Source organism: Herbiconiux sp., assembly GCF_023264895.1.
In the GTDB taxonomy this organism is placed as follows: Bacteria; Actinomycetota; Actinomycetes; order Actinomycetales; family Microbacteriaceae; genus Herbiconiux.
The window spans coordinates 1-21,179 of record NZ_JAHFUY010000044.1 but is presented as its reverse complement, the minus strand read 5'-3'; the positions used below and the strand labels follow the sequence as shown (position 1 = coordinate 21,179).

The window sequence follows — 21,179 nt, the reverse complement described above, 5'->3', positions numbered from 1 at the left end:
ACCGGGCCGCGTCAGAGCACGGGGACGATGTAGTCGGCGCCCACGAGCCCGTCGGCGAACACCTCGTAGCTCATCGGAGCCGCCACGGCGCCGTGCCGGGCGCCCGTGTTGACGTCGCGCCACAGCTTCTCGAGGGGGCTCGACGCGGCGAACGCCGACGAGCCGGCCAGCCACATCAGCTCGTTCATGGCCTCGACCGTGCTGCGGCCCGAGTGCCCGGCGTCTCCGCGGATCTTCGCACGCTGCTCGGAGGTGAGCGGCACGGTGCCCTGCGCGGTGCGGTCGATGAGCTCGGCCGCGCGGGTGAGATGCAGGATGGAGGTGTCGATCTTCATCGCCGCCTCGCCGAGATCCTTCACGAACGCACCCGACTCGTTCTGCTTCGCGTAGGTCGTGTTCGCCACACCCCTCTTCTTCGCGTTCGCGGCCACGATGTCGAGCGCGGCCTGGGCGGCGCCCACGATCGGCGCCGAGATGGTGGTGGCCATGGTGGCCATGGGGGTGAGCCGGCGGCCGAGCGGCGCCGAGGCATCCGTCTCGAAGTCCTCCCCCATCAGGCGCTCGTAGAAGCAGATGCGGTCGGCGGGGATCCAGACGTCCTCCGCCACGATCGTGTTGCTGCCCGTGGCGCGCATGCCGACGGTGTGCCAGGTGTCCTTGACGGTGTACTCGCCGCGCTTCATGAGGGCGAAGCCGATCTCGGTCTCGCCCTCGGGGGCACCTTCACGCTGCACGGGGAGGATGCCGATGGCCCAGTCGGAGTCGTTGACGTTCGAGGAGTACGGCCACTCCCCCGCCACCCGGTAGCCGCCGCCCTCGCCCTTCGCGAAGCCGTGCGGGCTCACGAAGATCGAGGCCATCTTCACGGTCTCGCCCGAGCCGAAGACCTCGTCGACCACGGAGTCCTCGAAACGGTTGGTGAGCATGACCGAGCCGTTCGAGATGACTGTGACCCAGCCGGACGCAGCGCAGTAGTAGGCGAGGGTGCGGGCGACCTCGGCGAGCATGAGGGCGCCACCCTCGTAGCCGCCGTAGCGGGCGAGGCGTGCGATGTCGAAGGCTCCGGTCGACTGGATGGCGGCGATCGACTCGGCCGGCAGGCAGCGGCCGGCCTCGCCGGCGGCCCAGTTTGCGCGGAGGGTCGGGCCGATCTCGTGGATGCGGCGCACGATCTCCGCCGTGGTCGCGACGCTCTCGGCGGGCGTGGGTGCTGCGGGCGTGGGTGCGGCGGGGGCCTCGAGGGTTGCGGTGCTTTCCATGGTGCTGACTCCTCTTATGTGGGTAGTGCTACTGGAGGGCTTCGGTGGGCGCAGGGATGCTGCGGGAGACCTCGAGGAGGTCCATGTACTCGGCGGCGGCCACGATCCGGCCGTCGGCGATGGTCATGACGGTCACGATGTCGTTGTCGAAGGTCGCGCCCGTGACGGACTCGGCCCGCTCGTGCACCTGCGTGACGACGGTGGAGCGCTCGAGGTCCTCGAACATGCCGGTGACCGTCATCTGCACGGTGCCGGGCGTGAACGAGGCGATGAGGGTGGCGATGAGCTCGCCGAAGAACTCGTCCTGGCCGTGGTAGGTCTTCGCGATGGGAACGGTGCGGCCGACGACCGTCCACTCGACATCCGGAGCGAGCACGGCCTTCAGGGTGTCGACGTCGCCCGTGGCGTTGGCCGCCCAGAAGCGCTCGACGAGGGGGAGGTTGGACATGGGTTCTCCTGTCAGGACGGGCGGGTGCCGGGAGGGCCGAGGATGGTGATCCCCGCCGTCGCGGCCGCGGTCATGAGGCGCGACTCGATCGCGGGGGTCATCGTGAAGTCCGCCGGCAGCCCGCGGTGCCCGGCCGGGTCGGAGGCCTCGCGCAGAAAGTCCTCGAAGCCCGAGGGGGCGAGGATGACGAGCCAGCGCGCCTCCCGGTCGGGCGAGACCTGGAAGCTGTGCGGCACGTCCTTCGGCAGCAGGATGAAGTCGCCCGCGCCGAGGGTCGCCGTGATGCCCTGCGCCCAGTAGGTGATCTCGCCCTCGAGGATGAAGAAGATCTCGTCCTCGGCGTCGTGCTCGTGCAGCGGCGGCTGTGAGCTCGGGCGGGCGTGGTGCATGGCCACCGTGAGGCGGCCGCCGGTCTTCGAGCCGTCGACGATGATCTCGACGAGGTCACCGAGGAACCAGAGCGACTCACGCTCGGTGTCGCGGACGATAACGACCTCGCCCGCCGCGGTCCGCGGGCTCGGTGGGGTCTGGGCGGTTTCGCTCATGCCGCCACCTCCGGTCGCAGCAGCTCGCGGATCTCGTGCCGGAGGGCGCCGAAGCGCGGGTCGCCGATGATCGTGTCGAGCGACCGTGCGGCGCCGAACGGCACCTCGAAGATCTCCCGGATGCGCGCGGGCCGGCTGGAGAGCACCACCACGCGGTCGGCGAGCAGGATGGCCTCGTCGATGTCGTGGGTCACGAGGAGGGTCGTGGTCTTCAGCTCCGCGATGATGCGGAGGAGCTCCTCCTGCAGGTAGCTGCGGGTGAGCGCGTCGAGCGCCCCGAGCGGCTCGTCGAGCAGCAGCAGGGTGGGCTCGATCGCGATGCCCCTGGCGAGGGCGGCGCGCTGCTGCATGCCGCCGCTCAGCTGGTTCGGGAACTTGTCGACGTGCTCGCCGAGGTGCACCGTCTCGAGGGCCGCGAGGGCGCGCCGGCGGCGCTCCTCGGCCGGCACGCCGATCTGCTCGAGGGCGAACTCCACGTTCTTCAGCACCGTGCGCCACGGCAGCAGCCGCGGGTTCTGGAACACGTAGGCACTCCGGAGATCCGACCGCGCGAGGTCGACGGTGCCGGTCGAGACGTCGGTGAGCCCGGCGAGGATGTTGAGCAGGGTCGACTTGCCGCAGCCGGAGGGGCCGATGAGGGCCACCACCTCGCCCTCGCGGAGCTCGAGGTCGATGCCCTCGAGCACCGGCAGGGCCTGCTTGGGGTAGGTCTTGCCCACCCCGCGGAAGCCCACCATGGGCGCCGCCGTCGCCGCTCCGGTATCGGCCGTGATCGTCATGATCGTCCTTTCACGTGGCGGGTGAGCAGTCGCTCCACCGGCCGGAAGATGCCGTACTCCACCAGCAGCGTGAGCGCGACGATGGAGAGGCCCCACATGAACACCGCCGCGGTGTCGAGGAGCTTGATGGAGGTGTTGACCTGGAAGCCCACGCCCGCGGTGCCCATCAGGTACTCCGAGAAGAGCGTGATCTGCCAGGCCACGCCGAGCGTGATCCGGGCTCCCGCCAGGAGGTAGGGGACCACCGAGGGCAGCACGACCGAGCGCATGATCGAGCCCTCCGAGGCCTGGTAGGCCCGGCTCATCTCGGTGAGGTCGGGATCGATCGAGCGCGTTCCCTGAATGACGTTGATGAGGAAGTAGCTGATCGAGCCGGCCACCGTCACCCCGATCACCGCGGTGTCGCTCACGCCCATGATCACGAGGGCGAGGGCGATCAGCACGATCGTGGGCACGGTCTGCAGGAAGATCATCGGCACCCGGGCGAGGTCCTCGGCGATCTTCGAGCGGCCGATCAGGATGCCGAGCGGCAGTCCGATCACGATCACCAGACCGAAGGCGGCGAGCAGGTGCTGCACGGTGGCGAGAATCTCCTCGACCCAGACCCCCCGGCCGACGGCGCTGAGGAACTGGTCCCAGACATCCAGCGGCGAGGGCAGGATGTACGACGGGAACTGGGTGGAGGCGATCGCCCAGACCGCGAAGATCACGATGACGCTCAGGATCACGCGGGCGGGGCGCTTCCAGCCCCCGCGCCGGCGAACGGGCGCGGACGGAGTGGAGGCGCCGGCGGCGGCCGGGGCCCCGGGTGCACCGGCCGACGTGGCAGCCGGTGCACCGACGGTGGGGGCGGGGCTCGTCACGACACTCATTCCGTGACGATGAACATCGATGCCGGGTCCTCGGGCTCCTCGGTGAGGAAGCCGGCCTCGACGAGCAGTGGGAAGATCGCGCTCCAGGTGGCCACGTCGGTCTCGGAGACGATCTTCTGGTCGTCGGGCATCTCGGCGAGGTTGAGGATCTGCGAGACGAGCTCGAGCTGCTCGACCGGGATGCCGGTCTCGTCGCTCGCGACGGTGAGCACCGAGTCGGGGTCCTCCTGGAACTGGGTCCAGACATCCTGAGTCGCCTGCACGATGAGATCGATCACCTCGGGGTTGGCCTCGGCGAACTCGTTGCTCGCGATGAACCCGCCGCTCAGCACCGCCGGGTCGCCGAACTCCTCCTCGAAGGCCTCCTGCACGTTGTAGACCGGACGGAAGCCTGCCTCGATCAGCGGGGCGGTGGCGGGAGCCTCGATGAACGCGGCGTCGGCACGGCCGAGGGTGAGCTCCTGCGCGGCGGCGTCGGTCTCGGTGAGCTCGAAGTAGTCCTGGATGGTCTCACCCGTGGTGGCGAGCACCGCGGCCTCCTCGGCACCGAAGCGAGTGGCGAGCGGCGGGATGGCGACCTTCTTGCCCGCGAGGTCCTCGATCGACTGGATGTCGGAGTCGCCGGCGACGTAGAGCTCGGAGCCCGGGGTCCAGCGGGCCATCGGGTAGAAGAACTGGGTGTCGATGCCGTACTGGTCCTTGATCCGGGGCTGGAACGAGGGAACGGTCGTGACGATGTCGATGTCGCCGCGGCCGAAGCTCGGCACGAGGGTCGTGGCGTCGAGCACCTCGAAGTCGATGTCGTAGCCGGAATCGGCGAAGATCTCGTCGCTCTTGGCGGTGAGGTAGGCGTAGAGCGGGTGGAACGGGATGTCGATGCCGACCGTGACGGTCTGGGCGTCGCCCTCGGCCGAGCCCGTGGAGTCGGGGGTGGCGGTCGACGACGTGGCACAGCCGGTCAGGGCGACGGCCACGGCGGTGGCGGTGGCCAGGACGGCGGCGACTGCGGCCGGTCTGCGGTTTCTCATGGTGCGTCCTTTGCTTCGTCGTGCTGCGAGTGGATCGGGATGGGGAGGGACGGGTCAGGCGGGTGCGGGGGTCAGGCGGTACGGGGTCAGGCGGGTACGAGGTCGAGGAACATCCAGCGCCGTCCGGGGGCGAGACCCGCGAGCATCTGCCCGCAGCCCTGCACCACACCGGGCCCGCTCGTCACGTGCTGGGTGCCGGCGTGCATGTCACGGAAGTAGCGCTGCAGGTCGCCCGAGCGGAGCGCCGCGGTGCCGGCCCACGTGTAGACGGTCATCGTGACCTCGTGGGCCATCCAGGTCGCGTTGCTGAGGGCGAGCCGGATGAGCGTCTCCTGCTCGTCCGAGAGCGGCAGCCCGGCGGCGAGCGTGGCCTCGTTGTCGGCCCACACCTCGAGGAGCCACGCGCGGGCCGAGCGCGCCTTCGCCTCGGCCTTCGCGTACTCGGCGTAGAAGTGGGCGGAGTCGACGGTCGCGCCCCGCGAACCCGTCTTGCGGCGGGCGAGCGCGCCCAGCTCGTCGAGCATGCGGCGCGCCACGCCGAGGGCCCAGCCGGCGTGACCGAGCCCCGACAGGTTCACGATGCCGATGCGGTAGAGCGCGCCGCCGGTGCGGGGCTCCATGGTGGCGGCCGGCCAGGCGTGCTCGGCGGGCACGAACACGTCCTCGAGGTCGTAGTCGATGCTGCCGGTCGCCTTCAGCCCCATCACGTCCCAGTTGTCGATGAGGGTCGCGGATGCGGCGGGCACCGTGATCATGAGCGACTCGCCCGTCTCGCGCACGAGCGCCGCGGTCTGGAGGCGCGTGGCCTGGTGCATGCCCGAGGCGAACGACCACGAGCCCGAGAGGCGGTAGCCGCCCTCGACCGGCACCGCGATGCCGGGCTTGGTGCCCTGCCCGGCGTGCAGCGGCAAGCCGTCGGCGTAGAGCTCGCGGGCCGCGGCGGGGTCGAGGTAGGCGGCGGTGCTCCCGGTCTCCATCTGGAGGGCCATGGTGACCCAGGCGGTGGAGGCGTCCGCGGCCGCGAGGCGCTCGACCGCCTTGATGACCTGGGTGGGCGAGAACTCGTAGCCGCCGAGCTCGGCCGGCACGGTCATGCCGTAGACCCCGGTGGCGGCGAGGGCCTGTTCGACCTCGGGCGTGAGGTGGCCGTCGAGGTCGTTCTGCGCGCCGCTCCCCGTGATCAGCGGCAGGATCGCGTCGAGGCGCTCCATCAGGGGCTCGAAGTCATCGCTGACATGGAGCGCGGTGCGGGGGGCCGCGGTGCGGGGGGCTGCGGTGCTGACAGGCATGGCGGCTCTCTCTCGTTCGGTGGCGCGGGCGGGGCTGGCGGTGCGGCGGAGCTGGCGGAGCAGTCGGTGCGGCGGAGCTGGCGGTGCGGGCGGTGCAGTGGAACGGGGTGGAGCAGGCGGTGCAAGGAGCAGGTGGTGCGCTGGAGCAGGTCAGTCGTGGGCGGCGATCCAGTCGATGACCGGCCGCACGGTGTCGTCCGAGTTGAGCTCGTACATGAGGCCGTGGCCGTTTCCGTGGATGCCGAGGTCGGGCAGGTGCACCCACTCGGCGGCGGCCCCGGCGTGCCCGAGGAACTCGACCACGGCCGGCGCCACGTGCGAGAACGGCGAGCTGCCCCCGGTGAAGACGGCGACCGGCAGGCCCGCGAGAGCGGCGACGGTGCGCTCGCCGGCCGGCGCGGCCTCGACCGCGGCGGGGGTCTCGTAGCCCGCGTCGTAGGCGAGCGGTGCGGCCGTGAGGCCCCAGGTGAGGGTGCCGAGACCGGGGAACTCGGCGAAGGCCGGGCCCATCGGCTCGATCGCGGCGATCGCCGTCACGAGGCCGGGCCGGAGCGCCGCGGTGAGCCAGCCGGAGGGGCCGCCCGCGGAGTGGGTCACGAGCACCGCGGGGCCCGTGAGGTCGAGCAGCGCGGCGAGGCGGTCGCTGTCGAGCTCCTCACTGAGTCCGAGGTCGGCGGGCAGCGGGCCGACGGCGGCGATCAGCTGGTCCATCTCGGGGTCGCCGGGCGCCGACCCCCAGGGCCAGGCCGTGTGGGGCTCGTCGGTGGCGGAGTCGATGAACAGGCCCACCGCCGGCTCGTAGCCGAACTGCGGCCCCATCGCACCGATCACGTCGGGGTGGAAGGCCGAGCGCCCGTGCCCGGGGCGGTCGACCACGTAGACCGCGAAGCCGGCCTCCACGAAGCGGCGGGCCCACCCCGGGCGGCCGTCGACCGTGCCGAGCCAGTCGGTGCCCTGCGATCCGCCGCCGTGCACGAAGATCACCGGATGCGGCCGGGTGACGACCTCGGGCGCCTCCCAGTAGACGTACATCGGGCCGCTCTGCACGGTGATGCCGACCTGCGTGACGTCTCCCGGGATCCAGAACCGACCGTTCCGCACGGTGACCGCGGAGACGTCGGCGCGCTCGTGGGGAGCGGCGGGGGCTTCCAGGTCGATCGAGCGTTCCATGGGGATCCGTTCGGCGTCGTCGTGTCGGACAGGGACGCGGATCCGGTTCGGGAGGGTGGTCGTCGCCAAACCCGATCTCGCTTGTCGACGACACTACAGTCGGGGTGCACCCGCTCATGGGACGAGCTTGTTAAGCGTTTGTTACGGTTGCGTTTCTGTCGTCACGGCCTCGTAATGAACGAACCGAGCCTCAGGCCACGAGCGTGGAGGCGATGTGGATGTCGACCGCGAGCGCCTTGGCGATGGTCGAGTTGCGCGCGACCCGCTGGGCGAGCTGCCCGAACTCCGTCGACGACATGCCCGGCACATCCGCCTGCAGCTCGATGTCGATCGACTGCAGGGTCGCCGCGCTGCTGTCGAACACCTCCATGGTGACCGACACCCGCGTGCCGATCGCACGGGGCTCGTAGCCGGCGGTCGTGAGGAGGGTGTTGAGGCTCATGGCGGCGCAGGCGGCCTGCGCGCATGCCACCATCTCCTCGGGGCTCGACCCCTCGGCGAGCATCCGGCCGTCGAAGGAGAAGTCGGCGTCGAGGGCGCCGCTCCCGCCCACGAGGCGGCCGTACGGGGTGGCGGCGTCGGCGTTCCAGTCGAACGATCCGGTGCGCGTGATGTTCGACGACGCCGGCTCCTCGTCGACGAGATCGCCCACGCTGAGACCGTAGGCCCTGGCCAGAGCCACGAGGGCGGGCAGCGAGGGCTGGCGCTCGCCGAGCTCCAGGCGGGAGACGTAGGCCTTCGAGAGGTCCGTCGCGGCGGCGAGGCGGGAGAGCGACCACTCGCGCTGGGCGCGGAGGGCGCGGAGCTTGGCCGCGAAGCGATCGGTCACGGGCTCGCCGGTGACCGCGACCTCCAGCTCGAGAGTGTCGTCGTGCGCCATGAGCACCTCCGCGTGATCGAGAGTCGGCGACAAGGCGGAACGGCCTTGGCGACGATGAGGAAACACAACTGTAACACCCTGGATTCCGGGCCTCTTGTCGCCCTTTCCTCCCGCACGGTATGTTCGTCGACAAGCTGGATCCGGGTTGGCGACGTGCACGTCTCCGCCCGCCGGTGCAGCGACGAACCCCGTTCAGCAGAAGGAGAGAACATGCCGGTCATCAACGCAACCGTGGTTGCGGGAACGTACGACGCCGCCGAGAAGGGCGAGCTCATCGCGGGCTTCACGAACGCGGTCGTCGCCGTGAAGGGAGAGGGCGTGCGCCCCTTCGTCACCGTGCTGCTCAACGAGGTCGACAGCGGCGACTGGGGCGGTGGCGGCGATCGCATCACGACGGAGCTCGTGCTCGGCGCCATCGCCGCGGGCAACGAGGCGGCAGCCGCACCCGCACCCGCACAGGCGGCGCCGGTCACGGCCGATGTCTGACCCGGCGCTCGCTCTCGGCACGCCGATCGCGATGCCGTTCGGGCACATCCTGCCCGGTGAGCCGGTGGGGCCCACCCGCAACGTGGTGGGCGACCTCGTCACCGTCAAGGTGCCCTCCTCCTCGACCGGCGACCAGTTCTGCGCCTTCGAGGAGCTGACCCCGCCGAACGGCGGCCCGCCCCCGCACCACCACCCCCAGGCGGAGCTCTTCTACGTGCTCTCGGGCGAGGTGCAGTTCATGCACGTCACCGACTCCGGCCCGCAGCTCGTCACGGGCGGGCCCGGATCGATCGCCTCCATTCCCGGATCGGTCGTGCACACGTTCAAGAACGTGGGCGTCGACCAGTCGAAGGTGTTCGTGATCTCGACTCCCGGAGGGCTCGACCGCTTCTTCGAGGACATCGGCGACGTCACCGACCTCTGGTACGCCCCCGGCATGGCCGGTCCGCCCGACATGGAGCGCATCCTGGCCGCCTCGGCCAAGTGGGGCGTGCACTTCGTCGATCCCTCCTGAGCGATCCCGTCCGGGACCGGGACCGACACCGCGACCCGAGCGGGACCGACACCGGGACCGGCATCCGCTCCTAGGGCGCAATGGCGACCCCTCGCAGCAGGTTGTCGAGGATCGCGTCGGCGAAGGCCGGCGTGAGCGGCTGGTCGCGCACGAGAAGGCGGTGGTAGCAGGCGCCCCAGAGCTGGTCGACGAGCACCTCGAGGTCGAGACCGGCGCGCAGCTGCCCCGCCTCCTCGGCGCGGGCGAACCGCTCCACGGCCAGGCGCCGGCGCTCGAGGGAGTAGCCGGCCGACCAGGCCGCGGCGAGCGCCGCATCCGCCTGCGCCGCCCCGATGAAGCCCGCGATGACCGGGCCGATCCGCTCGTCGGTGAGGGTCGCCACGAAGGCGTGCAGCTGCGCCCGCAGGTCGGCGGCCAGGTCGCCGGAGTCGTCGAAGCGCAGACCGGATTCGACGTGGGCGAAGTAGGCCTCGGCCGCGAGCGCCCCGGGGGTGGGCCACCACTTGTAGAGCGTCACCTTGCTCGCCGGCGCCGCCTGGGCCACCCGCTCGAAGGTCACGGCCGCCACGCCGTCGGTCAGGAGCAGCTCGGTGGCCGCGGCGAGCACGTCGCGCCGCACCTCGGCGCTCGGCCGCCGGCCCCGCCCCGGCCGCACGATCGCCTCGGTCACGCGATCCCGCCGTTGACGTGGACCACCTGGCCGTTGATCCAGCGCGAGGCGACGAGGCCCACCACGGCGTCGGCGATGTCGGCGGGCTCGCCGAGCCTGCCGAGCGGCGCGAGCGAGGCGATGTGCTCGATCGCCTCGGGCGACTTGCCCTCGAGGAACAGCGGGGTCGCGGTGGGCCCGGGAGCCACGGCGTTCACCGTGACGTCCCGCCCCCGGAGCTCACGTGCCAGGATGAGCGTGAGCGACTCGACCGCGCCCTTCGACGCGGCGTAGGCGCCGTAGCCCGGCTGCTGCAGACGGGTGACCGAGGTGGAGAAGTTCACGATGGCGCCCCCGGCACGCACGGTGCGGGCCGCGGCCTGGTCGACCACGAAGGTGCCGCGCACGTTCACCCGCTGCACGCGGTCGAAGTCGGCGAGGTCCATCTCGGCGATCGGCGCGAGCGGCATGATGCCGGCGGTGTGCACCACCACGTCGACCCCGCCGAACTCCTCCTCCGCCTGCGCGAACAGCGCGGCGACCTCCCCCTCGTCGGCCACGTCGGCCCGCACGGCGATCGCCCGGCCACCGGCCGCGCGCACCGCCTCGACGACCTCGGCGGCACGCTCGGCGCCGCCGCCGTAGTGCACGACCACGTCGTGGCCGAGGGCGCCGAAGCGCTCGGCCACCGTGCGGCCGATCCCGCCCGAGGCCCCGGTGACGATGGCGACTGTGCTGCCCATGATGCGTCCTCTCGTTTATGTACGACTAGTACATATAAGCACGAGACGCCGGATCAGGGAAGGGGCGGCAGGGGAGCCAGCTGGAACGACGCGCTCGAGCGGCCGGCCCGCACGACGATCATCATCTCGTCGGTGAGGCGCTTCCGCGACAGCGAGACCCGGCCCCGGAACAGTCCGGGCTCGCCGGCCGCCGGGCGCAGGATGTGGCCGTCGGCCCAGACCCGGGCGTGGGGCGCTGAACCCGTCGGCACCCGCACCTCCACCTCCCACGACCGGCCGCGCGCCTCGATCTCGACGGTCGCGATCGCGTCGGCAAGCTCACCGCCCGGCTCGATCTGCTCCCCCGCCTCGATCCGGTCGCCCGGCTCGATCTGGTTGCTCGGCAGAGTCGGCGTGAGGAAGGCCGGCTGCCGCCGTCTCGTGGCCCGCTCGTAGGCCGACGCGTGATCGAGCAGAGCGTCGTCGCTGTAGGCGGCTCCCGCGAAGGTGAGGCCCACGGGCATCTGGATGTCGGCCATGAACCCCATGGGCACCGTCACGGTCGGAATGCCGAGGTGCCGGATGACGCGGTTGCCGTTGGAGTAGACCACACCGTTCCGCGACGCGGCCTCGAGGCTCTCGGGCCGTTCGAACAGGTCGACCCGCCCCACGTCGCCCGCCGCCGGGAACACCACGAGGTCGAGCCCGGATGCCGCCATCCACTCCTCGAAGTCCTGCCTGCGGGCGCGCTCGAGGCCCCGCAGCAGGTGGTCGAGGCCCGGGACGTCGTCGAAGGTCTCGGGCAGCCCCTGCTTGACGAGCTCGGCCAGGCGCTGCCAGTCGAAACCGCCGCGGGCACGGGTGATCCACACCGGCACCGGCGCGTCCGCGACCGGGAAGACCGTGTCGCCGTCGACGTCGGCCCAGCTCGAGAGCTGCGGATCCGCGTTGTCGCGGAGGAACCCGTCGAGCGCCATCGCCGTGACCGTGCCGCCCTCGAGCGCCCGCCAGTCGGCGGGCACGAGGCCGCGCGCGGGCAGCCCCTCGGCCGAGGGGCGGTCCTCCTCGTAGTTCGACACCACCGGGAAGTCGACCACGACCACCTCGGCGCCGAGCGCGCGCAGGTCGTCGGCGGCCCGGTCGCAGAGCGCCCGCACGCTCGGGCGGATGGCCGGCGGGTCGATCGGCTCGGTGTCCTCGCCGATGTAGAGGCGGGGCACGCCGATCCGGAGCCCGTCGAGCCGTTCCGGTCGCCGCCGCGAGACCGGCTTCGGCAGCACCGACTCGGGGGCGGGGAGCGCGACCGCGCTCTGCTGGCGCCAGAAGTCGCCCGAGCGGTCGGGGTCGTCGACGGCGAGCACGTCGAGAAGCCGCAGCAGGTCGGCGACGGTGCGGGTGTGCGGCACCACCACGTCGCAGGTGGGCCGGAGGGGCCAGTTGCCCCGGATCGAGAGCACGCCGCGCGACGGCGTGTAGGCCACGAGGCTGTTGTTGGAGGCCGGTGCCCGGCCCGACGACACCGTCTCCTCGGCCATCCCGAAGGCGCTGAAGCTCGCGGCCGTCGCGGTGCCCGATCCGTTCGACGAACCGGAGCCGTAGGCCGCCGTGAGGTACTGCGGGTGGTAGGGGCTGCGGGCGTAGTCGTAGACGCCGGGCTGCATGCCGCCCGCCGCCATCGGCGGCATGTTCGTCTTGCCGATCAGCACCGCTCCGGCGGCGCGCAGCTGGGCGACGGATGCGGCGTCGTCGTTCGCCACCAGCTCCGCGAGGGCCGGGCTCCCCGAGGCGACGGTGAGACCCTTCACCTTGTAGCTGTCCTTGACCGTGAACGGCACGCCCTCGAGCGGACCGGCCGTGCCCGCCCGGCGCCGGGCATCCGACGCCGCGGCCTGCTCGAGGCAGGTCGGATCGAGGACCGCGATGGCGTGCAGGCACAGCCCCGTGCGGTCGTAGTACGCGATGCGATTGAGGTAGGCGGTCACCAGCTCGACGCTCGTCACCGTCCCCGCCTCGAGCATCTCGAGCATCTCGCCGATGCCGAGCTCCACGACGTCGATCCGTTCCATACCCCATACCTTCCGTCCCGTCCATCCTGTCAGCCCGCGGGCCGCCACGCCTGGCCGGGCACGCTGCAGCGTTCTAGCATGGAGGGAGAGCCGCCGGAGAGCTGGGAGGGATGCAGCGTGACACACGACGGGTACGACGAGACGGTGGCGGAGCTCTCCGCTCCCCTCGCCTCGATGACCGGGGTCGCTGACACCCTGGTGCGACTGTTCCCGGTGGCGGGGGCGTCGATCTCGACGGTCGGCGACTTCCTCGGGAACGAGACCGTCTCCGCGTCCGACGACCTCGCCGCCCGCATCGACGAACTCCAGTTCGACCTCGGGGAGGGGCCGTGCTGGGATGCGCTCGCCACCGGCCGACCGGTGCTCACCCCCGACCTGCGGGGCTCGTCGCACGAGCGCTGGCCGCTCTTCTCCCCTGCCGCGTCACGGGAGCAGGTGGGCGCGCTCTTCGCCTTCCCGATGATCGTGGGCCACCTCCGCATCGGTGCGATCGACCTCTACTCCGGGGCCCCGACCGAGCTCGAGCCGCAGCACGCCAGGCAGGCGGCGAGACTCGCAGGCCTCGTCGGTCAGAACATCCTGCGCCTCTCCGTCATCGAGGCGAACAACGACAGCGGCGGCGAGTCGAAGCACTCGCGCCGGACGATCCATCAGGCGACCGGCATGCTCATCGCGCAGCTCGACCTCTCGGCGGAGGAGGCCGGGCTGGTGCTGCAGGGCCACGCCTTCGCCGCCGGGCGCTCGATGATGAGCGTCGCCGATGACATCCTCGCCGGGCGACTGTCCTTCCACGCCGGCCCGGACGGCATCGAGGAGCGGGGATGACGCTGGAGCGCCGCGAGGCCGAGCTGCTCCAGACGTTCGCCCTTCTCGCCGACACCCTGGTGGCCGACTACGACGTGGTCGACCTCCTGCAGACCCTCGTCGACCGCTGCCAGCTGCTTCTGGACACCACGGCGGCGGGCATCATGCTGGCCGACGACCACGGGGAGCTCGAGCTCATCGCGTCGACGAGCGAGGCCAGCAACCTCGTGGAGACCATGCAGATCTCGGCCGACGCCGGCCCCTGCATCGAGAGCTTCGCCAGCGGACGCACCGTCTCGCTGACCGACATCCGCGACGCCCCCGACGCGTGGCGCGTCTTCCGCGACAGCGCGCTCGAGCAGGGCTTCCGATCGGTGCACGCGATTCCCCTGAAGCTGCGCGAGATCACGATCGGCACGCTCAACCTGCTGCGCGACGACACCGGGGAGCTCCCGGAGCACGACCTCGTCGCCGCGCGCGCCCTGGCCGATGTCGCGACCATCGGCATCATCCAGGAGCGCACGATCCGCGAGACCGACACGGTGCGCGCTCAGCTGCAGAGCGCCCTCAACAGCCGCATCACGATCGAGCAGGCCAAGGGGGTCGTGGCCCACCGGAGGTCGATCACGCCCGAGGAGGCGTTCGAGGTCATCCGCGCCTACGCCCGCTCGCACCAGATGACGCTCTCGAGCGTGGCGGCCGCCCTCGTCGACCGCTCGCTCACGTTCTGACCCGATCCAGCGGCTCCGTTCCGCTCCGTTCCGCGCCGGCGACACCGAGCGACCTCGATAGCGCATCGGACCGGTCGCCCACAAGCCCCATTCGGTTTCTCCTGCGATCTAAAATAATGAGGAGATCGACCGGAAGGAGGTCACGATCGTGGGCGCGCTCACGTATGACGGGACTCACGTGGAGTTCGACGACCGGCTTCTCACGCATCTCGAGATCGTCATCATCAACAAGTTCCGCCGCGGGGAGTCCTTCCTCATGTCCTGGAAGGACGGCGTGGCGGTCGGCAGTGGGCGGGCGGCGATCTGGCTGGCCCCGAACATCCCGATCTACTTCAAGTTCTACGGGTCGCGCGTGCCGAAGATCAACCGGGACTGGATCGCCCGGCTGGGCGAGACGGCCGACGGGCCGCAGGGGCTCCTGGTGATCGCCGAGGACGGCGCGCTGGCCGAGAGCACCCCCTCGGGCGGGCGGGCGGTGTAGTCAACCCCCCTGTGGTCATCCGGATCCCGGTGTCGGCTGTGGTCACGACAGCGGAGGGCGAACGATGAGCGTGACGATCACGGTGCAGGGCGAGGCGTTCCACCTCGACGACGACGCGGAGTCCCGCGTGCGGCACGACATCCAGGCCGCGGTGAGGGGCGGCGGCGGCTTCGTCAGCATCGGCGGAACGACGACCGACGTGCTCGTGACGCCGCAGAGCTCGGTGCGCATCGATCGCGCACCGGATGGCGACGGGGGCCATCGGGAGACCGGCATCACGCGGTCCGCGGCGGAGTTCGTCGACTTCAGCGTGTTCTGACGGTCACATCAGGGTGCCGGGGTACTTGCCCTCGTGGCTGCTCATCGCGAGCTTGCCGTCTTCGCCCACCACGATGAGGCCGCTCGACCCGTCGGCCGATTCGCTGAGGACCTTGAGCCACTCGCGGTTGACCTCCGGCAGCCGCGATCCGTAGAACTTGAAGTAGATCGGGATGTTCGGGGCCAGCCAGATGGCGGCGCGGCCGTCGCCGATCGAGGGCGAGTCCTTCCACGACATGAGGAACGACTCGCCGCGGTGGAACTTCTGGATGATGATGATCTGCAGGTGCGTGAGCAGCCGGTCGTCGAACTGCACCTGCGTGCCGTCGTAGGTGATCGATCCCATGGGTGCTCCCGCCTCGTCCTCTAGACCACGATCCCCCTCCGGGCCCCGCGGCACAAGTCAAACGGGCACCCGGCGGATGTCAAGCCCCGTGGAGTCGGCTCGTGGTCGGCCTAGGCTCGCTCCTCATGACCGCAGGCACAGATTCGAAGGATTCCGACACCAAACTGAAGCGGCGCATCACCGGCCCGCTGCTGTTCCTCTTCATCCTCGGTGACGTGCTCGGGGCCGGGATCTACGCCCTCATGGGTGTGCTCGCGGGCGAGGTCGGCGGGGCGCTCTGGGCGCCGCTCGCACTCGCGCTGCTGCTCGCGCTGCTCACCGCAGGCTCCTACGCCGAGCTGGTCACCAAGTATCCGCGGGCCGGCGGCGCCGCTGTGTTCGCCCAGCGGGCCTACAAGCCGCCCGTCATCTCGTTCCTCGTCGGCTTCTGCATGCTGTCCGCCGGTGTCGTGAGCGCGGCCGGCCTCGCCCTCGCGTTCGCCGGCGAGTACCTGCAGGCCTTCCTCGCGGTGCCCCCGATCCCGGCCGCCATGGTGTTCCTGCTGCTCGTGGCGGCGCTGAACGCCCGCGGCATCAGCGAGTCGCTCAAGGGCAACGTCGTGATGACCGTGATCGAGGTCTCGGGCCTCGTGATCGTGGTGGTCGCGGTGGCCGCCATGCTCGGCGGCGGCGGCGGAGACGTCTCCCGGGTGACGGAGTTCCCGGCCGGAGTGTCCCCCGGCCTCGCGGTGCTCGGCGGAGCGATCATCGCCTACTACTCCTTCGTGGGATTCGAGACCTCGGCGAACGTGGCCGAGGAGGTTCAGAACCCCTCCCGGGTCTACCCGAAGGCGCTGCTGGGCGCACTCATCACCGCGGGCGTCGTCTACCTGCTCGTGGGCCTGGCGTCCGCCATCGCCCTGCCCGCCGACGAGCTGACGGAGTCGTCGGGGCCCCTCCTGGCGGTGGTCGCGGCGACCGGGTTCCCCGTGCCGTCGTGGCTCTTCGGCCTGATCGCTCTCATCGCCGTCGCCAACGGCGCGCTCCTGACCATGATCATGACGAGCCGGGTGACCTTCGGCATGGCCGAGCAGGGGCTGCTGCCCGCGGTGCTCGGCCGCGTGCTGCCGCAGCGGAGGACGCCGTGGGTCGCGATCGTCGCCACCACCGTCGTGGCGATGCTCCTCACCCTCGTCGGCGACCTCGAGACCCTCGCCTCGGCCGTGGTGCTCCTGCTGCTGTTCGTGTTCATCAGCACGAACGTGGCGGTGCTCGTGCTGCGGAAGGACGAGGTCGAGCACGAGCACTTCCGGGTCTGGACCTTCGTGCCGGTGCTCGGCGTGCTCTCCTGCGTCCTCCTGCTCACCCAGCAGGAGCCGATCGTATGGGCCTTCGGCGGCGGATTCGTCGTGCTCGGCTGCATCCTCTACGCCATCCGGAGGTTCACGGCCTCCCGGAGCTCCGCCTCCTCCTGACCCATCGGCTGGGCCCGCGGCTCCGAATCCCCGCACACGCTTCCGGGGTGAAGCGGGAACGGAGCCACCATGTCGATCGTCCTCACCGTCAATCGCGAGCACTACATCCTGCACGACGACGAGTCGATCGCGCGTGTGCGCGACGACATCGAGGCAGCCGTGCACGCGGGCGGACGGATGGTGCTGGTGGCCGACCGCTCCGACGGCCCCGAGGTGCTCATCACACCCGTCACGGCCGTGCGGATCGACACCGTCGACGTGGAAGCGGACGATCCGGAGAGCGCACCGGAGTTCGTGGACTTCGATTCGTACTGACGTCAAGCCCCCCGCCGATCCCGGTCGTGAGGGTTTGGATCGTTCGCAACCGGCGACGAACCGGTTGTCGAGAAGGGTGCGAACGATGACGACGATGACGACGACAGCGACACGAACGACAGCGACACGGGCGGCGGAAGGTGTCACCTGGCGTTGCCCGCAGGCCGGCCTCTGGATCGCGACGGGAACCGACGGCAGACCCGCCGGGATCGTGTCGGAACGGTGGCGGCGCGGCTTCGTCGTGACCGCCTGCACCGGGCACGACCTCGGCACCTTCGCCACCCTCGACGAGGCCCGCGGGGCCCTCGCCGCCCAGGCCGTCGAAGGGCGGTGACGGTCATGACCACCGCTCGCGACATCATGACCTTCGACCCGCAGTGCGTGGGCGAGAACGACACCCTCGTGGAGGCCGCTCGGCGGCTCCGCGACCTCGACGTGGGGGCGATGCCGATCTGCGGCGAGGACGGCCGGCTGAAGGGCATGCTCACCGACCGCGACATCGTGGTGAAGTGCCTCGCCGAGGGCGGCGACCCGGCCACGACCACCGCCGGCAGCCTCGGCGAGGGCAAGCCCGTGACCATCGGGGCCGACGACGACATCCGGGAGGCCCTGCAGACCATGCAGGACCACCAGGTGCGGCGCCTGCCGGTGATCGACGGGCACGACCTCGTGGGCATCATCAGTCAGGCCGACATCGCCCGTTCCCTCTCGTCGGCCGAGACCGGCGAGACCGTGGAGGAGATCTCCGAATGAGCGACGGTGACGAGACCGGCGCATCCGATGGCCTCGATCGCTGAGCAGATGCTCGGCGCCCACCCCGCGGCGGGGTCGGGTGCCGGGCTCCGAGCACTCGTGGAGTGCCTCGACGCGTGTGCGGAGTGTGCGACGGCCTGCACGATGTGCGCGGATGCGTGTCTGGCCGAGCCCGGTGTGGCCGAGCTCACCCGGTGCATCCGGCTCGACCTCGACTGCGCCGACCTGTGCGCCACCACCGCCGCCGTGCTCTCGCGGCGCTCGGGCAATGAGGACGGTCACGGAGCCGGCGGCGCTCTGCGGGCTCTCCTCGAGGCCTGCCGGCTCGCCTGTCAGGCCTGCGCCGACGAGTGCGAGAGCCACGCCGGCCACCACGAGCACTGCCGCCTGTGCGCCGAGGCCTGCCGCCGGTGTGCGGCGGCCTGCGAGGCCCTGCTGACCTCACTCGACTGATCGCCGGCGGCGACCGCTCAGAGCCGGTAGAAGTCTCCCACGAGGGCCAGGATGCACAGGGCGGGCGACAGCACGAACAGCACCAGGCCCACCCGCAGCAGCCAGGCGATGCGGAGGCTCGCACGCCGCGCATCCCTGCCGCCCGGCGCCGCCGCGGCCGCGAAGACCCCCACCATCACGAGGGCGAGCACGAAGCCCAGCCAGAACAGCCGCTCCCACGAGTCGACGAGCACACCGGCGAACCAGCCCGACACGATCACGGCGCCGCAGACGACCGCCACGCACAGCACGGCGCCCACGAAGAGCGTCGCCGCGTGGCGTTCGAGCTCCGCCCGCCGCTCGAGGTCGGCGGCCCGTCCGTCGGGCTCCACGCGCGGGTCGTCAGCCGGCGCGTCGACGGGCGGCGGCATCGGCGCACGCCTCGGAGCAGTATCCCGGGTGGCCGGCTGCACGGCTCCGCCGCATCGTCACGGTCAGGGCGCACGCGACGTTCTTGCACGGCCGGCGCCAGTCCTCGCGCGGAGCGAGACGGTTCCGGGTGGTGAGCTGCGGTGCTGCGTGGTGCATGCTTCCGAGCGAACACCCGTGCACGGATCCTGCCAGGGGCTTGATTTTCGGCCCACGAGTTGATCCACGCCCCCATCCGGCGCTCGATCCCCTTTCTGGGCCTCCTGATCGGCGACTCAGTGGAACGGGCAGCGCGCTGCGCCTGCCGCCGTGCCGGCCCCCGCGGCGGCTCGCAGGCGGCCGCCCGACGCGGGCTTCGTGGGCAGCCGGCGCCGGTTCACCTCGAGCCCCTCGTCGAGGATCTGCACCCGCGGGTCGCTGAGCGTCGCCACGGCGGCCGCGAGCCCCGCGATCGCGAGCTTCTCGCCGGGGCAGCGGTGACCGGTCGCCACCCCCGCGCCTCCGTGCGGAACGAAGGCGGCGAGCGCCTCGTAGTCGTCGACCCCCACGAACCGCTCGGGGTCGAACAGCTGCGCGCGCTCCCACGACCGGTCGTCGGTGTCGGTGCCGAGGATGTCGAGCACCACCCGGCCGCCGGCCTCCACCCGCTCCCCGTCGAGCTCGAGATCGCGGAGCGCCCACCCGGGCAGCATCGGCACGAAGGGCGCGGTGCGCCGGATCTCCTGCGCGAACGCGACCGCCAGCGGCCCGCCCACGACCGTGCCACGCTCGCGCGTCTCCTCGTGGATGCGTGAGCGCCACTCGGGCCGGTCGTGCAGTTCCTTGGCCGCGAAGGCCACGAAGCGCGCCACGGCGATCATCGGGCGGATGCTGTTCTGCAGCTCGGTGCCGGCCAGTCGCGCCGGCAGCAGCTCGCCCTCCGGATCGCGGTGCCACGCCCACTCGTGCAGCGCGGTGCCCTCGACGCTGTCGAGCCTGCCGGAGCGCACGGCCTCGATCAGCCGCTCGGCGTGCCGATCCGACCACAGGCGGTTGGCGTAGGCGAGCAGGTACTCCGGCGAGTAGGGCGCACCGAAGCCGTCGACGATCTGCGCGAGGCGCGCGGCCCACCTGGTCTTCGCATCCGGAGTGCCCGGCAGCCCGGCCCAGCGCATGCTCGCGCGGCCGAACGCCCCCACGGCGGCGTCGTACGCCGAGCGGCGGCCGCCCGCCAGCCAGGCGTCGAGCTCGGCGCCCCACTCGCGTTCGAGCAGCGGGGTGAACCGCTCCACCTGCTCGTCCTCGTAGGCGACGTCGACGAACGTGGCCTTGCGGTGCCGGTGCTCGGCTCCGTCGAGGCTGTGCACCGAGCCGTGGCCGAAGAGCGTCTCCTGCACGAGGGCCGGCATGGCGCCGTGCCGGGCCACGTTCTGGTCGTCGTAGAAGAGCTCCACCCCCTCCGCACCGCGCACGAGCATCGTCTCGTCGCCGAGCAGTCGCATGGGGGCGGATCGGGCCCCGGCGTGCCGGCGGCGCCAGATGCGCGCACCGAACCCGTAGCCACGGGTGAGCAGGGAGAGGGAGTCGTCGGTGGGCACGGGGTTCCTCCTTCGTGGTCGGCGCCGCCGCGTGCGGCAGCTCTTCCACTGTGCCCCGGGTGCGGCTTTCGGGCATCCCCGGCGTCTGTCAACCCCGAGGCGGTGCGGCCGGGTCGGGTCGAGGGTTGAATCGGCGGGAACGTGTTCGCGCCGTGTTCCGTCCGTAGTCGTCGTCTGGCGTGGCGCGCGGAGTCGAGGTAGGGATAGACATCATGGACCGCATTCACTACGCCGGGGACTCCGTGGTCACCGGAACCGAGATCGCCCGAGCTCTTCTCGAGTACGCGCATGTGCTGGCCGAGCACGACATGTCCGCCACGGTCGACATCCCGACCGTGAGTGACGACGGATCCCTCAGCCGTTCCACGATCCTGATCGGCCCGGCCAGTCAGCTCATCAGCGACGCCGAGGAGAGCGAGCACGACGAGCTTGTCGACGACGAGGTCGTGCAGAAGCTCAGGCACGATGCGGAGGAGCTCCGTCGCGGTGACGTCATCACCCCGGTGGCGACCGAAGACCTGTCGCAGCAGGACGGCTGGCTCGACGACCTGTGACTCGGCGGCGCAGCCGGAGTATCCTCGCGGGCATGTGCAGGAACATCCGTGTGCTCCACAACTTCGACCCGCCCACGACCGATGACGAGGTGCGCGAGGCGGCCCTCCAGTTCGTGCGCAAGGTGAGCGGATCCACCCGCCCCTCCCGTGCCAACGCCGAGGCCTTCGACGAGGCCATCGACGAGATCGCGGCGGCCACCCGCCGCTTCCTCGACGGCCTCACCACCAGCGCCCCACCCAAGTCCCGCGAGACCGAGGCCCTCAAGGGCCGAGCCCGC

The 21,179-nt window shown here is 71.3% G+C and carries 28 protein-coding genes; 13 read left to right on the top strand and 15 right to left on the bottom strand.

The annotated features are described in order from the left end of the window. Positions 1 to 11 precede the first annotated feature (11 nt). The 9 genes from Q0D57_RS09900 to Q0D57_RS09860 all read right to left on the bottom strand — a co-directional run bounded on the left by Q0D57_RS09900 (position 12) and on the right by Q0D57_RS09860 (position 8,270). Positions 12 to 1,259 carry a hypothetical protein gene (locus Q0D57_RS09900; RefSeq protein ID WP_291042421.1) on the bottom strand — a complete coding sequence of 416 codons (1,248 nt, stop codon included), beginning with the start codon at positions 1,257 to 1,259 and terminating at the stop codon, positions 12 to 14. A 28-nt stretch (positions 1,260 to 1,287) separates the two neighbouring features. Continuing rightward, entirely contained in the window at positions 1,288 to 1,707 is a 420-nt protein-coding gene (locus Q0D57_RS09895) for a nuclear transport factor 2 family protein (protein ID WP_291042418.1), read from the bottom strand. A gap of 11 nt (positions 1,708 to 1,718) precedes the next feature. Beyond that, positions 1,719 to 2,252, bottom strand: a complete 534-nt coding sequence (locus tag Q0D57_RS09890) for a cupin domain-containing protein (protein ID WP_291042415.1) — start codon at positions 2,250 to 2,252, stop codon at positions 1,719 to 1,721. Continuing rightward, positions 2,249 to 3,031, bottom strand: coding sequence for an ABC transporter ATP-binding protein (locus Q0D57_RS09885; protein WP_291042412.1), 783 nt, complete (start codon positions 3,029 to 3,031; stop codon positions 2,249 to 2,251). Before Q0D57_RS09885 ends, Q0D57_RS09890 begins: the two co-directional genes overlap by 4 nt. Further along, on the bottom strand, positions 3,028 to 3,903 hold the full coding sequence (locus Q0D57_RS09880; protein WP_291042410.1) for an ABC transporter permease: 876 nt from the start codon (positions 3,901 to 3,903) through the stop codon (positions 3,028 to 3,030). Before Q0D57_RS09880 ends, Q0D57_RS09885 begins: the two co-directional genes overlap by 4 nt. After that, on the bottom strand, positions 3,900 to 4,931 hold the full coding sequence (locus Q0D57_RS09875; protein ID WP_291042405.1) for a PhnD/SsuA/transferrin family substrate-binding protein: 1,032 nt from the start codon (positions 4,929 to 4,931) through the stop codon (positions 3,900 to 3,902). The genes Q0D57_RS09880 and Q0D57_RS09875 overlap by 4 nt, the downstream gene beginning before the upstream one ends. Before the next feature lie 86 nt (positions 4,932 to 5,017). After that, entirely contained in the window at positions 5,018 to 6,220 is a 1,203-nt protein-coding gene (locus tag Q0D57_RS09870; protein ID WP_291042401.1) for an acyl-CoA dehydrogenase family protein, read from the bottom strand. A gap of 150 nt (positions 6,221 to 6,370) precedes the next feature. After that, complete coding sequence (locus Q0D57_RS09865) at positions 6,371 to 7,390, bottom strand: alpha/beta fold hydrolase (protein ID WP_291042399.1); 1,020 nt, start codon at positions 7,388 to 7,390, stop codon at positions 6,371 to 6,373. A 190-nt stretch (positions 7,391 to 7,580) separates the two neighbouring features. Further along, complete coding sequence (locus tag Q0D57_RS09860; protein WP_291042397.1) at positions 7,581 to 8,270, bottom strand: helix-turn-helix domain-containing protein; 690 nt, start codon at positions 8,268 to 8,270, stop codon at positions 7,581 to 7,583. A 210-nt stretch (positions 8,271 to 8,480) separates the two neighbouring features. Between Q0D57_RS09860 and Q0D57_RS09855 the strand changes: the two genes are divergently transcribed. After that, positions 8,481 to 8,756, top strand: coding sequence for a tautomerase family protein (locus Q0D57_RS09855; RefSeq protein WP_291042394.1), 276 nt, complete (start codon positions 8,481 to 8,483; stop codon positions 8,754 to 8,756). Then, complete coding sequence (locus Q0D57_RS09850) at positions 8,749 to 9,270, top strand: cupin domain-containing protein (RefSeq protein ID WP_291042391.1); 522 nt, start codon at positions 8,749 to 8,751, stop codon at positions 9,268 to 9,270. The genes Q0D57_RS09855 and Q0D57_RS09850 overlap by 8 nt, the downstream gene beginning before the upstream one ends. Before the next feature lie 70 nt (positions 9,271 to 9,340). Here Q0D57_RS09850 and Q0D57_RS09845 read toward each other — a convergent pair whose 3' ends face one another. Genes Q0D57_RS09845 through Q0D57_RS09835 form a run of 3 tightly spaced genes read right to left on the bottom strand, consistent with a single transcriptional unit; the run spans position 9,341 to position 12,707 of the window. After that, positions 9,341 to 9,940 (bottom strand): TetR/AcrR family transcriptional regulator, encoded by a 600-nt coding sequence (locus tag Q0D57_RS09845; protein ID WP_291042388.1) that lies wholly within the window; start codon positions 9,938 to 9,940, stop codon positions 9,341 to 9,343. Continuing rightward, positions 9,937 to 10,662, bottom strand: coding sequence for an SDR family oxidoreductase (locus Q0D57_RS09840; protein ID WP_291042383.1), 726 nt, complete (start codon positions 10,660 to 10,662; stop codon positions 9,937 to 9,939). Before Q0D57_RS09840 ends, Q0D57_RS09845 begins: the two co-directional genes overlap by 4 nt. A 53-nt stretch (positions 10,663 to 10,715) precedes the next feature. Further along, positions 10,716 to 12,707: an amidase gene (locus tag Q0D57_RS09835; protein WP_291042380.1), complete on the bottom strand. Its 1,992-nt coding sequence runs from the start codon at positions 12,705 to 12,707 to the stop codon at positions 10,716 to 10,718. A gap of 117 nt (positions 12,708 to 12,824) precedes the next feature. Here Q0D57_RS09835 and Q0D57_RS09830 point away from each other — a divergent pair, with 117 nt between their 5' ends. The 4 genes from Q0D57_RS09830 to Q0D57_RS09815 all read left to right on the top strand — a co-directional run bounded on the left by Q0D57_RS09830 (position 12,825) and on the right by Q0D57_RS09815 (position 15,042). Continuing rightward, entirely contained in the window at positions 12,825 to 13,532 is a 708-nt protein-coding gene (locus Q0D57_RS09830; RefSeq protein ID WP_291042377.1) for a GAF and ANTAR domain-containing protein, read from the top strand. Continuing rightward, on the top strand, positions 13,529 to 14,242 hold the full coding sequence (locus tag Q0D57_RS09825) for a GAF and ANTAR domain-containing protein (protein ID WP_291042375.1): 714 nt from the start codon (positions 13,529 to 13,531) through the stop codon (positions 14,240 to 14,242). Before Q0D57_RS09830 ends, Q0D57_RS09825 begins: the two co-directional genes overlap by 4 nt. A 148-nt stretch (positions 14,243 to 14,390) precedes the next feature. After that, entirely contained in the window at positions 14,391 to 14,723 is a 333-nt protein-coding gene (locus tag Q0D57_RS09820) for an ATP-dependent DNA ligase (RefSeq protein WP_291042372.1), read from the top strand. Between the two features lie 64 nt (positions 14,724 to 14,787). After that, positions 14,788 to 15,042: a hypothetical protein gene (locus Q0D57_RS09815; protein ID WP_291042369.1), complete on the top strand. Its 255-nt coding sequence runs from the start codon at positions 14,788 to 14,790 to the stop codon at positions 15,040 to 15,042. Positions 15,043 to 15,045: 3 nt separating this feature from the next. On the opposite strand, the gene Q0D57_RS09810 is transcribed toward Q0D57_RS09815, so the two are convergent. Then, complete coding sequence (locus tag Q0D57_RS09810) at positions 15,046 to 15,387, bottom strand: ATP-dependent DNA ligase (RefSeq protein WP_291042366.1); 342 nt, start codon at positions 15,385 to 15,387, stop codon at positions 15,046 to 15,048. A gap of 125 nt (positions 15,388 to 15,512) precedes the next feature. Between Q0D57_RS09810 and Q0D57_RS09805 the strand changes: the two genes are divergently transcribed. The 5 genes from Q0D57_RS09805 to Q0D57_RS09785 all read left to right on the top strand — a co-directional run bounded on the left by Q0D57_RS09805 (position 15,513) and on the right by Q0D57_RS09785 (position 18,362). Then, entirely contained in the window at positions 15,513 to 16,841 is a 1,329-nt protein-coding gene (locus tag Q0D57_RS09805; RefSeq protein WP_291042363.1) for an APC family permease, read from the top strand. Positions 16,842 to 16,910: 69 nt separating this feature from the next. Then, on the top strand, positions 16,911 to 17,156 hold the full coding sequence (locus Q0D57_RS09800; protein ID WP_291042360.1) for a hypothetical protein: 246 nt from the start codon (positions 16,911 to 16,913) through the stop codon (positions 17,154 to 17,156). A 94-nt stretch (positions 17,157 to 17,250) separates the two neighbouring features. Next, the gene (locus Q0D57_RS09795; protein WP_291042351.1) at positions 17,251 to 17,490 is read left to right on the top strand and encodes a hypothetical protein; all 240 of its coding nucleotides are present in this window, start codon (positions 17,251 to 17,253) and stop codon (positions 17,488 to 17,490) included. Positions 17,491 to 17,495: 5 nt separating this feature from the next. Beyond that, positions 17,496 to 17,909 (top strand): CBS domain-containing protein, encoded by a 414-nt coding sequence (locus Q0D57_RS09790; RefSeq protein ID WP_291042349.1) that lies wholly within the window; start codon positions 17,496 to 17,498, stop codon positions 17,907 to 17,909. A gap of 48 nt (positions 17,910 to 17,957) precedes the next feature. Beyond that, a complete protein-coding gene (locus tag Q0D57_RS09785; RefSeq protein ID WP_291042466.1) occupies positions 17,958 to 18,362 on the top strand; it encodes a four-helix bundle copper-binding protein in 405 nt (134 codons plus the stop codon). 17 nt (positions 18,363 to 18,379) lie between these two features. Here Q0D57_RS09785 and Q0D57_RS09780 read toward each other — a convergent pair whose 3' ends face one another. Both Q0D57_RS09780 and Q0D57_RS09775 read right to left on the bottom strand, forming a co-directional pair. After that, complete coding sequence (locus Q0D57_RS09780; RefSeq protein WP_291042346.1) at positions 18,380 to 18,772, bottom strand: hypothetical protein; 393 nt, start codon at positions 18,770 to 18,772, stop codon at positions 18,380 to 18,382. 273 nt (positions 18,773 to 19,045) lie between these two features. Continuing rightward, positions 19,046 to 20,347, bottom strand: a complete 1,302-nt coding sequence (locus tag Q0D57_RS09775; RefSeq protein WP_291042343.1) for a cytochrome P450 — start codon at positions 20,345 to 20,347, stop codon at positions 19,046 to 19,048. A 212-nt stretch (positions 20,348 to 20,559) separates the two neighbouring features. On the opposite strand from Q0D57_RS09775, the gene Q0D57_RS09770 reads away from it, so the two are divergent. Further along, positions 20,560 to 20,901 (top strand): hypothetical protein, encoded by a 342-nt coding sequence (locus Q0D57_RS09770; protein ID WP_291042329.1) that lies wholly within the window; start codon positions 20,560 to 20,562, stop codon positions 20,899 to 20,901. Positions 20,902 to 20,933: 32 nt separating this feature from the next. Beyond that, positions 20,934 to 21,179 (top strand): DUF2277 domain-containing protein (locus Q0D57_RS09765; protein ID WP_291042327.1); only part of this gene is annotated, 246 nt, incomplete at its 3' end.